The organism is Halorubrum zhoui (genome assembly GCF_051194155.1).
GTDB lineage: Archaea > Halobacteriota > Halobacteria > Halobacteriales > Haloferacaceae > Halorubrum.
In genome coordinates, this window is record NZ_JBLZNJ010000003.1 from 383,582 (window position 1) to 396,922 (window position 13,341).

Consider the following 13,341-nt stretch of genomic DNA (forward strand, 5'->3'; position numbering starts at 1 on the left):
GAGGCCGTACAGTTGTAGTCTTCGCTTTTCCACGCGCATCGATCGGCGGACTCCCCGCCCGCAGTGGTCACAGAAGCCGGTACCGTCCGCCGGACTTGGTGAGCGCACCTCGCCGGGTGAGCGCCGTGAGCAGCGATCGGGCTGCGTCCGCCGGCACGCCGTGCTCCGTCGCGTACGCGACGATACGCTCACGTGTCGGGTCGTCGGTCGCGGTGATCGCCTCACGAACGATCTCCTCGCGAGACCGACTCGACGCACCATCGCGCCGTATCGACCGGGCGGCCGCCTCGTCGACGGCGTCCGCGTCGAGCCCGGCCCCCTCGAGATACGTCTGGTCGTCGACGCCGGCGTCCTCGACGGCGCGCTCGAGCTCTGAGACGTGGTCGACCGCGGCGAACGCCTCGCCGTCGCCCTGCTTCTCGGCCAGGAGGGCCGACCGTGCCTCACGCGCCGCGTCGCGGTCGTCCGACTCGAAGAGGCGTTTCAGCTTCGCCGTCTGGTGGGTCTTTCCGCACCGTGAGCACCTCGCCGTCTCACTCGATCGGAGGTCCCGAACGAGCCACAGGTTGCTACACGCGTTACACCCGACGACCGCGTACATACCCCTACGTTCGGCGGGCTCGGATTTGAACCCTCGGCTCACCTCGATCCGCGGGCGTTCCCACCGTCGTCGGCGTCGTCACGGTCCGTCGGCGCATCGCCGGCGTCTCCGTCGTCGACACCGCTGCCGTGTGCGGCCTCCGGGAGCGAGATCAGGTTCTCTCGGCCGAGCCGGAGCTTCTCGACGCGGTCGTCCTCGGCCATCGCCGAGAGCAACTGTGACACCTTGGCGTCCGACCAACCGGTCTCGTCGACGATGGCGGCCTGCCGCATCCGGCCTCCGTTGGTCTCGAGGAGCCGTTCGACCCGCTCTTCATCAGAGAGCAACGAGAGGTCCGTCTCGTCGGTCGTCGACGGCTGGTCCGTCTCCTCGGTGGACGCCGACGCGTCCGCCGGCGACGCGGCCGCGTGCCCGTCGGTCTCACGGTCTCCGTCGTCGGAGGCCGGGTCGGTCGCGCTCGCACCCAGCCGCCGGTAGCCGAGCAGTCCACCGGCGATCACGACCGCTGAGACGACGAGGGCCCCGGCGAGCAGTGACCACGGTGTGGTGCCGCCCGCGGTCGGCGTGTACACGACCGCCACCTGGTCGGTGGCGTCGAACGCCCGTGGCCCGCCGATGACGACGGCGTTGTCCCGCAGCGTCACGCTCGCCCCCGGCGTGTCGGAGACCGTGTACCCGTCCGGCGTCACCACCTCGAGCGTCTGGTTCGCCCGCAACGTCCGGAGCCAGGTCTCGCCGTCGGCCGTCGAGAGGGCGTCTCCGAGCACGAGACTGTCGCCGTCGCGCTCGAGGAACGCCGTCCACACGAACGTCAGCCGGAGTTCGCCCGCCGCGACCACCGACTCGCGGTCGGTGGCGGGGTCCTCGAGCACGACCCAGGTTCTGTCGACGTCGACGACTCGCATCTCGCGGTCGACCGTCCGATTCGCCGCACGCGCGTACGACTCGAAGAGGCCAGGCGTCGGACCTACCGCTCCAGTGGCGAACCGCTCGCCGACCGTCTCGAACGCGCGCGTCTGGTTCGCGTCCGTGAACGCGTACCTGACGGTGACCGTCCACCGGGCGTCGCGGTTCGGCCGCAGCGCGATCTGGATGCGAGTCTCCCCAGCAGCCACGCCGCTATCGTCCAACTGCGCCGGCGTGGAGCCGACGGAGAGCGGCGTCTCGGCCGACGACGCGAACGGTGGGGCGGAGCCGGCTCCCGTGGCGGTCGCCGCGCCACTCACGAGCGTGAGGACGACGACCACCGCCAGGAGTGCGCGCGAAGCGGGGGTGCGCATGTGACCGAAACGAACTCCCGGACCGGGCAAAACCCTTTCCATGCCCGGTTTCGAGTCGTTCCTGGCCGTCGCCGCCGTGAGATGGGCTTTTTATCGTCCGGTGGTGAATCCTATCCCGATGAGAGCCCTCCCGGTCATCGCCGTCGTGCTCCTCCTCTGTGTCACACCGGTTACCGGCGGTGTAACTCCCACGGTCGCGATCGACGCCGCCGCCGCGCCGAACGCATTCGGCGCGGTGACGTCGGTCCCGACACCACAGACTGATGCCGACTCCGCCCCGGCCGACGCCACGTCACTTCGCGTGCTGTCGCTCCCCGCATCGGCGACGGTCCGGACCGATCGACACGCGACACGGCCGGACCTCGGTGCGTCGCTCGGGCTCGCCGTCGCCGACACCGACGGTGCGCTCAGAACGGAGACGACGGTCGAACGGGTGCAGTCGGCAGACGCCGCCGCGGCGCGCGAGCGGCGGATTCTCGCGGCGATCGACCGCGTCGCGCGCGCCGAGGCCGACCTCGGCGACCGACAGGCGGCGGCCGTCGACGCACACGCGACCGGCGCGTTGTCGACTCGGGCGTTGCTCGACGAGCTACTCGCCGTTGCGACCCTCGCACGGGAGTACGACCGGCGACTCGAGCGTCTCGACGGACTCGCGCGTGAGACCCCGGGGTTCAGCGCGCCGCCCCGACTCGACGAGCTTCAGCTCCGGCTCGAGACGTACCGCGGTCCGGTGCGTTCGGCCGCGCTCGCGACGGCTCGCGGCGAACGGCCGACGACGACGATCCGCGTTGCGTCGACCACCGACGGGGTCGTGCTCGCGACCATCGACGACGACCAGTACCTCCGCGAGTCGCTGCGGCGAGACCGCCTCGACCGCGACGGCGGGACCGTCTCGAGCGAGGCGGCCATCGCGCTCGCGACCGATCGGTACCCCGAGACGACGGCGCTTCGCCAGCCCGACGCGTTCGGCGCGGGTGCCGTCCAGCGCGTCACCGTTCCACACGACCGCGGACGACTACGAGCGTTCGTGAGTGGGGGGACGACGGCCGTGTTCGCCGAGCATCAACGGATCGACCTCGAGGCGTTTCGAGGCGACGCGACCGTCTCGACGACCGCCGACGGGTTCGCCGTCGACGTTCACCGGAGCTACCCCGGTGGACCGGTCGCGGTGACGGTCCGTGACGAGTCGACCGGAGAACCGCTCGAAGGCGTGACTGTCACGCGGAGCGTCGGCGACGGCGACAGTCGACCGATCGGCGAGACGGACGGCGACGGGGTCGTCCGGACGCTCTCTCCGGACGCGCCGTACCGTATCACCGTGGTCGACGAACCACGCGTCGCGGTCGTCGATCAGATCCAGCCGCTCGCCACGCCCCGGCTCGCCGCCGCCGGCGACACGTCCAGTGCACCGTCTGTGGCGGTCGCCGGCGCTTCGAGCCCGGTCGACACCGCGAGCCCGACCGTTAGCGGTCGTCCGGTGGACGCCCGCGTCACACGCGGGGTGACACGGCCGCGGTCGCCAGCGACCACCGACCGTCGCGCCGTCAGAGCGACCGGTACCACCGACAGGATATATACGGTGACGACCCAGCCACCCCGTGTCACGACAATCCGCGCCCCCATCGCGCGCAGAACGGTTACCGCCCGGTGACGCGCCGACGGGGCGAAGCCGTCTTTCCGACTCCGGTTCGGACCTGCCGGGGAGAACCCCCCCGGTGGAACCCGCCTCCGAGTCCGCGTCGGCTACGAGGGCCGACTCGCGAGCACTGACGCCGGTCGCGGTCGTCCTCCTCGTGGCCGTGACGGTCCTCCTCGCTGTCGGCGTGGGAACGGCGACGCTCGGGGTCGCTCAGCTCTCGTCTCCGGCCCCGACCGCGACGATCGCCCTCGATGCGACGGCCGACCGCGTCGTGTTGACCCACCGTGGCGGCGATCCCATAGATGTCGGTGAGCTCCGGGTCGTCGTCGCGGTGAACGGCGAGCCGTTGCGGAACCAGCCGCCGGTTCCGTTCTTTTCGGCTGCCGGTTTCCGGCCGGGACCGACCGGTCCGTTCAACGCCGCGACGCCGGACGAGTGGACGGCCGGCACGAGTGCCTCGTTTCGCATCGCGGGGACGAACGATCCGACGCCGGCGCCCGGTGATCGGATGACCGTCCGGCTCGTCGTCGACGACCAGCCGATCGCGACCCTCGAAGGGCGCGTGACGGCGGGCTGAGTCGGTGGCGACCGCCGATCTCCGGCTCACGCCACCGGCGTGCGGTCACTCCTCCGGCACGCGCGCGACGGTCGTGATCGCCCGCGGACTCCGTGGGGTCGCCTGCTGGATGTGGTGTTCGAACGCGTCGTAGCCGGCCGCCTCGAACATCCGGTCTGCCTCCGCCTCGTCGTAAAACAGCATGATCGCGTCGGCGAGCCGTTGGAGGACGGGGTTGTGCGGGTAGTCCGGTCCGACGACGAGCACCTGCCCACCCGGCTTCGCGACGCGACGGAGCTCTGTGAGACCGGCTACCGGGTTCGGCCAATACTCGATCGAACCGGACGACCAGACGACGTCGAACGTGTCGGCCGCGAAGGGGAGTCGCTCGGCGTCGCCGCGGTAGAACTGCACGCGGTCGTGTTTGCCGAACTTCTCGAACGCCTTCTGCATCTGGTGGATGCTCTGGTCGAGTCCGTGGACGGTCTCGACGTGTTCGAGCAGCCCCTCCGTGCCGAACCCGGTTCCACAGCCCACGTCGAGTACCCGGTCGTCCGGCTCGATCTCGAGCCACGAGAGCGCCTCGGTTCGCATCTCTGGGGTCCAGTTGAACCGATTGACCTGGTCGTACACCTTCGAGAGGTACTTGTAGAACAGCCGGGCGTTCGACTTGTCCTCGAGAATCCCCATTTGTCGTAGGTTGTGCGCCCACCCGCATAACGACACGGATCCGCTTCCGACCGGCTTATGCGTCGGGCCGACCGTTCTCCCGGCATGCACCCGACGACGACCGGTCGGTACCGCGTTCACGACCGCCGCGAGAACCCGGCGGACGTCGACGCTCCGACCCCGGTGTTCGTGCTCGTCGAGCGCCCGCCAGAGCCCGTCGATCCGACCGATCCGGACGCCACCGACGCGTACGATCCGGTGTACGTCGAGGCGACCGGGTACGAGGACGAACTCGCCGACCGCGTCGCGTCACTCGACCCGGGAGCCGTCGTCGACGCTACGCTCGCGTGGGACGACGGTACCGCGCGATTCGCCGACCTCTCGGTGCGGCGTGAGACGCGGTTTTGGTTCGCCGACGGCGTCGAAGGGATGTTCGAGGCGGCCGTCGAGACGTGGCAACGGATTCGTGCGGACGGCGAGGCCGTCGGATCGATCACCACTCGATCCACGGACGACGAGCCGAACGGAGCGCTGTACGTCTTCGCCGACGGCCCGAACACCGACACGTTCGAGGAGGTCCGGACCGGCCGACTCCCGATCGAACCGCTCGTCGATCGGGTCAATCGCACGCGCGACGACGACGCGCCGCGTTCGGTGTTCGTGTTTCGTCCGGCCGCATACGACTTCGTCGCGGTGTACGTCGTCTTCGAGCGCGACGGCGTCCTCGCACGGACGGTCCGTGACACCTACGACCTCGGCGACGGACTCGCCGATCGGTTATCGAACGCGGCCGGTGTGAGCGACGAGGCGACCAACGACGAGGCGGCCGACGAGCACGACGCCTTCGATCTCACCGACCGACTCTGAGACCGGGCGTGCTCACGGCAGTCGGCTGCGTCCACGGCGGCAGCTCACAGCCAGTCGGCGTCTGGGTCGACGCGACCATCGGGCACCTCCTCGCCGAAGACAGCGGCGACGTCGTCGGCAGCGCTCTCGTTGAGATCCGTTCGGGCGTCTTCGCTGTACCACGCTGCGTGCGGCGTGATCACCGTGTCGGGCCGGCCGACGAGCGGATCGTCCTCCGGCGGCTCTGCCGCCAAGACGTCGAGGCCTGCGGCTTTGATCCCGTCCGTCTCGAGCGCCTCAAGCAGCGCGTCGGCGTCGACGACGGGCCCTCGTCCGACGTTGACCACGACGGACGTCTCGTCTAACCGGCCGAGAGCGTCGGCGTCGACCATCCCACGCGTCGACTCGGTGAGCGGGGCGTACACCGCGACGTGGTCTGCGCGGTCGAAGAGCGCGTCAAGGTCGACCTTCTCGACGCCGTGTTCGGCCATCGCGTCCGCGTCGACGAACGGGTCGTACGCTACGAGCTCCGAACCGAACCCGGCGAGCTGTTCGGTGGCTCGCTGTGCAATTGGACCGAACGAGAGCAATCCGATCGTCGAGGCGCTCACCCGCCGAACGGGGCGGCCGTCCTCCCACGTCCACCCGCCGTCGGCGACGCTGTGGTCGTACGTCTCGATCGAACGGAGGCAGCTCAAGAGGAGGGAGACGGAGTGGGTAGCCACCTCATCGGTACAGTAGTCGGGTACGCGCGTCACCGTCACGCCCGCGTCGGCCGCCGCGGCGACGTCGATGTTGTCGACGCCGACCGCGGCGCGGACGACCACGTCTAGGTCGTCGCCCAGTGCCTCGATCGCCGCGGCGGTGACCGGCGTGTCGATGTCGGTCACGATCGCGTCGTAGCCGGCCCCAGCTTCGATCAGTCGGTCGGTCGAGCCGAGCTCGGCGACGTCGACCGTGACCTCGTCGTCAACGGCGTCGGGCAGCCGTGCGCGGTAGACGGCCGGGTCGATCATCGCGAACGCAGAGAGGAGTACTCGCTTCATACGAAATATTTTGAGCTGACTGCACTTCATACCCGTTGTTTTCGCTCGCTACACCGAGAATATTACCGTCGATCGTGATTAATTCGGTCTCGTTGGGTCGTTCCGTCCCGTCGGGGCCGTCCCCTCGGGGCCGTTCCGACGACTCTTTGCAGACGGCGGCCGTACGACGGCGCGTGAGCGACGACACGACCACCAAGCCCCCGATGCTCGTGCTCCTCGAGTCGTTGGCGTTCTACCGAAACGTCCGGATCGGCGTCGCCACGGGGCTCCTGTTGGCGGGATCGCTGTACCTCGTGCGAACGCTCGAGCTGCTCGGTCCGCTCGTCGAGGTACGCGAGTACCCGGTGTTCGGCCCCGAGGTGTGGTTCCTCTCGCTCGCGTTCGTGCTCGCGGCGGCAGCAGCGCTCTCGGTGGCGGTGGGGCTCACGCTCGTCGAGGCGGTGCGTGGCGCACGAGACGTCGGGCGCGAGGATCGGCGTTAGTCGGCCGTACAGGAGGCGTCGCGTTCCTCGTTGGTGAACTCCTGTGCCGGTTCGGTGAGCTTGTAGAGGTTCTGTCTGGCGTCGGCGAAGTACACGTCCTCGTCGACGATGTCGATCCCCTCCAGCCGTTCGAGCGCGTATCGAACCGTACGCGCCGACAGCATCGACTCCTGCACGATACCCTTCTGTGTCAACGGACCGTTGTACTCGAGGACTTTGAAAACCAGTTTGGCGCTTGGCGGAAGGTCGTCGAGCCCCTCCGTGTGAGTTCCAGCCATTGCTACCACTCGAAACCACACATGGGCATAAATGTTGATGCGGATCCGCCGATCGGGGTCCGCTTCGACCGCCACTTCACGGGCATCCCGACCACGTACCAGCATACGTTGCCGGTATATCGCTGACAGACTGACCGGTCAGTCAGCGCTCGCGCTCGCGCGCGCTCGTCGCCGGACTCACGCGCGCCAACCGGCCTGACACTCCCGTCGGGTCGCCCTCGTGGTTCTTGCAGAGTCGCGTTCACGGACGTCGGGGTCCGAACCGCGGGTACGAGTCGAACGCGTTCCCCACAGACGGAACGAACGGCTTTTCACGGGTGCTCGCAGATCCGTTCGTATGAGCGAGGATTCGGGGATATCTGGGCACGCCCGGAGCGTGGTCGTCACCACGATCTGTGCGCTCGCGGGCATCGCGGCCGGCGTCGTCTCGGCGGTCTACGTCGGAACCGACCCCGTCGACGCCGCCAGCACCACCGGCGTATTGGTGTTGGGCGCGTTCGTGCTCGCACAGTACCCGGTCTACCGCGTCGTCGGCGTCGATATCGCCGACTTCGGCGTCAAAGACAACCTCTACGTGGCGTTCATGACGTTCACGCTGTGGTTCATCAGCTACACCGTTCTCCTCACCTCGGCGGTGACGCTCTGAGATGGCCGACGACAGCATCGCCGTCGTGGACCTCGACCGGTGTCAGCCGGACCGGTGTAACTACGAGTGTGCGAACTACTGCCCGCCGAATCGAACGGGCAAAGAGTGCATCACCGAGCGCGGGCCCGACGCCGACGAGGGCGACCCGGACCAGATCCGCATCTCCGAAGAGCTGTGTCTCGGCGAGACGTGTGGCATCTGCGTCGAGAAGTGCCCGTTCGACGCGATCGAGATCATCAACCTCCCCGCCGAACTCGAAGACGACCCCGTCCACCGGTACGGTGAGAACGCGTTCGCACTGTACGGGCTCCCGACGCCAGAGCCGGGAAGCGTCACCGGTATTCTCGGTCCGAACGGAATCGGGAAGTCGACCGCGGTGCACGCGCTCGCGGGCGAGCGCGTCCCGAACCTCGGCGACCACGAGACGCCCTCGGACTGGGAGCGCGTGCTCGACCGCTTCCGGGGGACCGGACTCCAGGAGTACCTGAGCGCGCTCGAGTCGGGTGCGGTGACCGTCTCGCGGAAGCCACAGTACGTCGACCAGATACCCGCCCAGTTCGACGGCAACACCCGCGATCTCCTCGAGCGGACCGACGAGCGGGGCGCCCTCGACGCGCTCGTCGACCGGCTCAACATCCGCCCGGTGATGGACCAGAACATCGGCTCTATCTCCGGCGGCGAGCTCCAGCGCGTCGCGATCGCCGCCTGTCTGGCACGCGACGCCGACTTCTACTTCCTCGACGAGATCACGCCGTACCTCGACATCGGACAGCGCATGGTCGCCGCCCGCCTCATCCAAGAACTCGCCGCGGACGACGCGGACCGGTCGATGCTCGTCGTCGAACACGACCTCGCGATCTTGGACCTGCTCGCCGACACCCTCCACGTCGCGTACGGTGAGCCCGGCGCGTACGGCGTCATCACCGATCCCAAGTCCGTGCGAAACGGGATCAACGAGTACCTCGGCGGGTACCTCGACAACGAGAACATGCGCATCCGCCCGAGTGCGATCACCTTCGAGGAACACGCCCCGCGCGTCTCATCGAAGGGGACGCCGCTCGTCACGTACCCGGATCTGCAGCAGTCGTACGGCACCGATGCGTTCGAGCTACAGGTCGAAGGCGGGACGATCTACGAGTCGGAGGTTCTCGGTATCGTCGGGCCGAACGGGATCGGGAAGTCGACGCTCGCGAAGCTGTTTGCAGGCTCGTTGACCCCGGACGACGGCTCGCTCGGATTCGACCTCGACATCGCGTACAAGCCACAGTACGTCGAGGTCGACCAGCCGATGCGGGTCGACGCGTTCCTCTCGTCTATCACCGACGCGTTCGGCACCTCCTACTGGAACACCGAGGTCGCCGACCCGCTCCAGCTCGACCGGATCATGGAGCAGAATCTCGTCGACCTCTCGGGCGGCGAGCGCCAGCGCGTCGCGATCGCCGCGTGTCTCTCCGAAGACGCCGACCTGTACCTCCTGGACGAGCCCTCTGCACACCTCGACGTCGAACAGCGGGTGCGTGCGACGACTGCGATCCGCCGGTACGCCGAGAACCACGACGCCACCGTGTTGGTCATCGACCACGACATCTACATGATAGACCTGCTCGCGGACCGGCTCATGGTGTTCGACGGCGAGCCGGCCGAGGCGGGGTACGCCTCGAAGCCACAGGCGATGCGGGCGGGAATGAACGACTTCCTTTCGGACCTCGAGATCACGTTTCGACGCGACGAGCGCACGGGCCGTCCACGCATAAACAAACCGGACTCACAGAAGGACCGCCAACAGAAGCGCGACGGCGAGTACTACTACGCTCCGTGAACGACCGCCGGCTCAGTCGTCGGCGCCGACGACCAACACGGGTACTGAGCCGTCGCGCTGGAGCCGTGCCGGAAGCGGATTCGGGTGGATGAGTCGGTCGAGACCGGTCCGCCGCGCCGACCCGACGACGATACAGTCGACGTCGTGTGCGTTTGCGAATCCGAGCACCTCCTCGTGAGCGGTGCCGTATCGGAACCACTTTTCGACGTCGACGCCGCGTGCCGTCCCCCGTGCCGCGGCCGCCTCGACGACCCGTTCGCCCTCGCGTTCGTTTCGTTCTACGACCACGTCCCACGCCTCGGTCGTGTCGACGACGTACAGCGCGTCGACGCTCGCCCCGTGGGTGGCTGCGAGGTCGACGCCGGCCGCGACGGCGGCGTCGCCGGTCGTGTCGCCGTCGGTGACGACCAGCACCCGCTCGAAGAGTCCGGCTGGCTCGCCGTCTGTAGCGGCCGTGCTTGCGCTTTCACTCGGGGTGTGGATCGCTGCGTCGGTTCTGCCTCGGTTCGCGTCGGAGTCGGTGTCTACGGACATGGGCTGGTGGTCGGCAGGTCGCCTTCGGACGGCACGCCGTCTCTACGCACAGTTCGGCTGCACGCGTCTTAAGCGTTTTCGACAGGATAGACGATTATCATTATCTATCCGGCTACGATGGTCGATACGATAAGTCAACTCGGATTTACCGACCGTTCGTTTCGTTCGAGGGCGACACAGTCTGTGTTTCTCACACAGATACTCGCCGGCGATCTGCCGTACCGAAGCGATTAAGCACGGAACGCGCGAACCGCGCGGTATGAAACAGCTCATCGTCCGCGGCGACCCTGGCATCCGCAAGGACGCGGTCATCGAGCACGACGGCGAGCAGCTGATCTGTTTCGGGATCAACACCCAGGGTGGGTGGCACGGGCCCGACGAGCCCCAGCTGTGGTGTACCGTCGGGAGGCCCGACGAGCGTGAGGCCTACGAGAAACGCGAGTACGTGCCACACTGGCTCGACGTCGAGACGGTCGACGCCGCGGCGCTGGACGTGATCCAAGCCAGCGGCGACCTGTCCGTGTGACGGCGGTGTGATGCGAGCGGCTCTCGAGACCGAGACTACGTCTCTGCTCCGTCGACGCGGGTCTCCGTCGCCGTCGCTGGGGTCACAGTGATAAGTGCGAAGTTGGGTGTGGCCGCTCAGTTGCCGCTCGAGAGCGCCTGTTCGACGACGTTGGAGTACGACGACTCGCCGATGTTGAAGCTGATCTGGTCGTACACCTCGCCGTCGAACTCGTCGGCGAACACGTTACTGAACCGCTCTGAGAGCTGCTGTCCGTAGTCGTTGTTCACGTACAGCGTCGCGGCGGACGCGGCCTCGAGTCGCTCGGAGGCGACCTGCGCCATGACGCGGCCCTGGAGTCGGTCGCTTGGCGCGGTCCGGAAGATGTAGTCGTCGTCCTCGAGGTTCGTCACCGAGAGCGCGGTGCTCGAGGGCGAGCAGCCGACGACCTCGTTCGGGATGAGCGTCTCCTGACAGACCGGGACGTTCACGCCGGAGGACGCCGTGCCGCACACCGCCGGCACGCCAGCACTGACGAGCGACTCTGCGCCGCTCACTCCTTGGTCCGGAGAGGTGTTGGTGTCCTCGAACTGCGCGTTCACGGTGAGGTCGAGGTCGGAGTCGTTGACCTGCTGGGCCGGAATCTCCGCCGCACGGATCATCGGCTGACCGGTCGAGGCCAGGTCACCGGTCTCGGGCAGCAGGATGCCGACGCTCACCTCACGACCGAAGCCGCCGGGCGACTCGTCGGCGGACGGGCCGGCTCCGTCGGGGTTCGCGCCCTCGAACGTCTGTGTGTCCTGAACCGCGACCGACTCGGCGCCTTGCCCGTCGAACTCCCAGACCGAGTACGCCGCAGAGGCCGGGTCACCGTTCTCGTCGAAGTTGACCGAGCTCGACGCGCCCTGGTAGTTGATGTTCTCGCCGTTGGCCGCCGCCTCGACGGCGTCGAGGAACTCGCCCGGTCCGTACGCCGTCCCGTCCGGGTTCGATATCCGCCGGAGCTGGTCGCGGATCGCAGTGCCGTCGTTCTCGCCGGCGGCGACGTTGGCGAGGATGAGCGCCGCAGCCGAGTCGTACGACTGTGAGGTGAACACGCCGGGCGACTCGTCGTAGGTGTCCTCGTACAGGCTCGTGAACGCCTCCTGGTTCGGACCGCCCGCCGCGGGAGCGGTACCCGTGACGTTCGCCATGTCGTTGCCGACCTGTCCCGGCAGTCCGGCGTCCTGAAGCCCGTCGGGAATGAGGATGTCCTCTGCGCCGTCGGAGGCCGCGTAGTAGTCCCGGAAGAGCTGAATCCCGCTCTCCGGGTAGCCGATGACGACGAGGAGGTCGGGACCTCCACCGCCTCCGCCGCCACCGCTTTCGCCGCCACCGCCGGTTCCGGCACAGCCGGCGAGGCCGACCGCCCCGGCCGCACCCACTCCCTTCAGTACGTCACGCCGTCTCTTGTGGTATGACATATCCAGTCATATAGAGGCCTCGTTCTTAAGTATATCCCTGTCAGATCCGGGACAGCTTGTGACAGTTAGTCACATATATTGAATATAACCGTACTCCGGCGCGGCGGTTCACACGCGATCTTGAGGCGCGCGTCCGCGCGGGGTCACTCGCGGGTCGTTGTAGCGGTCGAGTCGGCGGCTCCGAGGTACCGTCGACAGGTCGCTGCGACCCACGAACCGACGGCGTCGTCGGTGCTCGAGAGCACCGTTTCGAGTCGTCCGTCGTCGAATCCACCGACGACCGCGCGGTCGTCGGCGAGGAGGAACCCGACGGGCGCGCGCGCTTCGGACGCGTGCCAGTCGATCGACCGCGCCGCGAGTGCCGCACGAATCGCGGCGCCTCCCGGCCCCGTGACGCGTGTCCTAGCCGGTCCCGCGAAGACGACCCGGACGTTCGTAGACGACGCCTCGGGCCGGGCGGCGCGCCGCATCGCCTGGACCACGGTGGGGTCGACGTGTGGCAGGACGGTGACGATGGCACCCGCGTCCACCAGACGCGCCGAGAGCCCGTCGACGAGGTCGCCCGACTCGCGGGTGAGAAGAGTGACACGCTCCGTGTCGACCGGCGCTGGGCCGCCGTCGGACCGAGTCCGGTCCCGAAGCTCAACCCCCGCCCCGCGTTCGACGAGCGAGACGAGCGCGTCGACCGATCCACCGACCGGTAGTCCCGCGTCGCCCGTGGGTGACGTCGGCCCCTCGTCCGTCGGTGGCGGCGGCTCCTCACCCATCGGTAGCAGTCGGCTCGGTCTCGTCTGTGCGCGTCGGGTACGACTGTCTGGGGCCGCTCGAGCGCCGGGCGAGGAGCCGAGCGGTGGCTCGCCGGTCGTCGTCCGACCGCTCGCCGCCGAAACCCTCGTTGCTCATACCGCGAAGATGCCCGTCACCGCAGAAAACCCTCACGACGAACGGTTGAAGCCACGCGAGTGCGAACCGGCACC

At 68.2% G+C, this 13,341-nt stretch carries 14 protein-coding genes and 2 pseudogenes; 7 read left to right on the top strand and 9 right to left on the bottom strand.

Translation table 11 applies throughout. The annotated features are described in order from the left end of the window. Window positions 1–67: 67 nt before the first annotated feature. On the bottom strand, window positions 68–601 hold the full coding sequence (locus tag ACNTAO_RS06085; protein ID WP_435161079.1) for a DUF5817 domain-containing protein: 534 nt from the start codon (window positions 599–601) through the stop codon (window positions 68–70). 38 nt (window positions 602–639) lie between these two features. Beyond that, a complete protein-coding gene (locus ACNTAO_RS06090) occupies window positions 640–1,881 on the bottom strand; it encodes a helix-turn-helix transcriptional regulator (protein ID WP_435161080.1) in 1,242 nt (413 codons plus the stop codon). A gap of 118 nt (window positions 1,882–1,999) precedes the next feature. On the opposite strand from ACNTAO_RS06090, the pseudogene ACNTAO_RS06095 reads away from it, so the two are divergent. Together ACNTAO_RS06095 and ACNTAO_RS06100 are read left to right on the top strand one after the other, a co-directional pair. After that, a pseudogene (locus tag ACNTAO_RS06095) lies at window positions 2,000–3,259 on the top strand (DUF7094 domain-containing protein); the annotation flags it as partial. A gap of 388 nt (window positions 3,260–3,647) precedes the next feature. Continuing rightward, window positions 3,648–4,097, top strand: coding sequence for a type IV pilin domain-containing protein (locus tag ACNTAO_RS06100; RefSeq protein WP_435161365.1), 450 nt, complete (start codon window positions 3,648–3,650; stop codon window positions 4,095–4,097). A 45-nt stretch (window positions 4,098–4,142) separates the two neighbouring features. Here the strand turns inward: ACNTAO_RS06100 and ACNTAO_RS06105 are convergent, their stop codons facing one another. After that, window positions 4,143–4,766 (bottom strand): methyltransferase domain-containing protein, encoded by a 624-nt coding sequence (locus ACNTAO_RS06105; protein ID WP_435161081.1) that lies wholly within the window; start codon window positions 4,764–4,766, stop codon window positions 4,143–4,145. Between the two features lie 84 nt (window positions 4,767–4,850). Between ACNTAO_RS06105 and ACNTAO_RS06110 the strand changes: the two genes are divergently transcribed. Then, a complete protein-coding gene (locus tag ACNTAO_RS06110; protein ID WP_435161082.1) occupies window positions 4,851–5,612 on the top strand; it encodes a DUF6663 family protein in 762 nt (253 codons plus the stop codon). A gap of 44 nt (window positions 5,613–5,656) precedes the next feature. Here the strand turns inward: ACNTAO_RS06110 and ACNTAO_RS06115 are convergent, their stop codons facing one another. Continuing rightward, the gene (locus tag ACNTAO_RS06115; protein WP_435161083.1) at window positions 5,657–6,637 is read right to left on the bottom strand and encodes a C-terminal binding protein; all 981 of its coding nucleotides are present in this window, start codon (window positions 6,635–6,637) and stop codon (window positions 5,657–5,659) included. A 173-nt stretch (window positions 6,638–6,810) separates the two neighbouring features. Here ACNTAO_RS06115 and ACNTAO_RS06120 point away from each other — a divergent pair, with 173 nt between their 5' ends. Beyond that, on the top strand, window positions 6,811–7,119 hold the full coding sequence (locus ACNTAO_RS06120; RefSeq protein WP_435161084.1) for a DUF7536 family protein: 309 nt from the start codon (window positions 6,811–6,813) through the stop codon (window positions 7,117–7,119). On the opposite strand, the gene ACNTAO_RS06125 is transcribed toward ACNTAO_RS06120, so the two are convergent. After that, window positions 7,116–7,397 carry an ArsR family transcriptional regulator gene (locus ACNTAO_RS06125; RefSeq protein ID WP_435161085.1) on the bottom strand — a complete coding sequence of 94 codons (282 nt, stop codon included), beginning with the start codon at window positions 7,395–7,397 and terminating at the stop codon, window positions 7,116–7,118. The genes ACNTAO_RS06120 and ACNTAO_RS06125 overlap by 4 nt on opposite strands. A 337-nt stretch (window positions 7,398–7,734) precedes the next feature. Here ACNTAO_RS06125 and ACNTAO_RS06130 point away from each other — a divergent pair, with 337 nt between their 5' ends. Then, complete coding sequence (locus tag ACNTAO_RS06130; RefSeq protein ID WP_435161086.1) at window positions 7,735–8,043, top strand: EMC6-like membrane protein; 309 nt, start codon at window positions 7,735–7,737, stop codon at window positions 8,041–8,043. 1 nt (window position 8,044) lies between these two features. Next, on the top strand, window positions 8,045–9,862 hold the full coding sequence (locus ACNTAO_RS06135) for a ribosome biogenesis/translation initiation ATPase RLI (protein ID WP_435161087.1): 1,818 nt from the start codon (window positions 8,045–8,047) through the stop codon (window positions 9,860–9,862). A 12-nt stretch (window positions 9,863–9,874) separates the two neighbouring features. On the opposite strand, the gene ACNTAO_RS06140 is transcribed toward ACNTAO_RS06135, so the two are convergent. After that, the gene (locus tag ACNTAO_RS06140; protein WP_435161088.1) at window positions 9,875–10,396 is read right to left on the bottom strand and encodes a universal stress protein; all 522 of its coding nucleotides are present in this window, start codon (window positions 10,394–10,396) and stop codon (window positions 9,875–9,877) included. Window positions 10,397–10,655: 259 nt separating this feature from the next. Between ACNTAO_RS06140 and ACNTAO_RS06145 the strand changes: the two genes are divergently transcribed. Continuing rightward, complete coding sequence (locus ACNTAO_RS06145; protein WP_435161089.1) at window positions 10,656–10,922, top strand: HAH_0734 family protein; 267 nt, start codon at window positions 10,656–10,658, stop codon at window positions 10,920–10,922. Between the two features lie 116 nt (window positions 10,923–11,038). Here the strand turns inward: ACNTAO_RS06145 and ACNTAO_RS06150 are convergent, their stop codons facing one another. From ACNTAO_RS06150 to ACNTAO_RS06160, 3 genes and pseudogenes are all read right to left on the bottom strand, one after another. Continuing rightward, window positions 11,039–12,364: an ABC transporter substrate-binding protein gene (locus tag ACNTAO_RS06150; RefSeq protein ID WP_435161090.1), complete on the bottom strand. Its 1,326-nt coding sequence runs from the start codon at window positions 12,362–12,364 to the stop codon at window positions 11,039–11,041. Between the two features lie 143 nt (window positions 12,365–12,507). Continuing rightward, window positions 12,508–13,131: a transcriptional regulator FilR1 domain-containing protein gene (locus ACNTAO_RS06155; protein WP_435161091.1), complete on the bottom strand. Its 624-nt coding sequence runs from the start codon at window positions 13,129–13,131 to the stop codon at window positions 12,508–12,510. After that, window positions 13,124–13,243: pseudogene (locus ACNTAO_RS06160) on the bottom strand (class I SAM-dependent methyltransferase); the annotation flags it as partial. The gene ACNTAO_RS06155 and the pseudogene ACNTAO_RS06160, both read right to left, overlap by 8 nt. Window positions 13,244–13,341 lie beyond the last annotated feature (98 nt).

Coding starts and splice junctions, on each gene's coding strand:
- ACNTAO_RS06130 (WP_435161086.1), top strand. CDS start 7,735: ATGAGCGAGGATTCGGGGATATCTGGGCACGCCCGGAGCGTGGTCGTC.
- ACNTAO_RS06110 (WP_435161082.1), top strand. CDS start 4,851: ATGCACCCGACGACGACCGGTCGGTACCGCGTTCACGACCGCCGCGAG.
- ACNTAO_RS06125 (WP_435161085.1), bottom strand. CDS start 7,397: ATGGCTGGAACTCACACGGAGGGGCTCGACGACCTTCCGCCAAGCGCC.
- ACNTAO_RS06145 (WP_435161089.1), top strand. CDS start 10,656: ATGAAACAGCTCATCGTCCGCGGCGACCCTGGCATCCGCAAGGACGCG.
- ACNTAO_RS06155 (WP_435161091.1), bottom strand. CDS start 13,131: ATGGGTGAGGAGCCGCCGCCACCGACGGACGAGGGGCCGACGTCACCC.
- ACNTAO_RS06135 (WP_435161087.1), top strand. CDS start 8,045: ATGGCCGACGACAGCATCGCCGTCGTGGACCTCGACCGGTGTCAGCCG.
- ACNTAO_RS06150 (WP_435161090.1), bottom strand. CDS start 12,364: ATGTCATACCACAAGAGACGGCGTGACGTACTGAAGGGAGTGGGTGCG.
- ACNTAO_RS06140 (WP_435161088.1), bottom strand. CDS start 10,396: ATGTCCGTAGACACCGACTCCGACGCGAACCGAGGCAGAACCGACGCA.
- ACNTAO_RS06115 (WP_435161083.1), bottom strand. CDS start 6,637: ATGAAGCGAGTACTCCTCTCTGCGTTCGCGATGATCGACCCGGCCGTC.
- ACNTAO_RS06085 (WP_435161079.1), bottom strand. CDS start 601: ATGTACGCGGTCGTCGGGTGTAACGCGTGTAGCAACCTGTGGCTCGTT.
- ACNTAO_RS06090 (WP_435161080.1), bottom strand. CDS start 1,881: ATGCGCACCCCCGCTTCGCGCGCACTCCTGGCGGTGGTCGTCGTCCTC.
- ACNTAO_RS06105 (WP_435161081.1), bottom strand. CDS start 4,766: ATGGGGATTCTCGAGGACAAGTCGAACGCCCGGCTGTTCTACAAGTAC.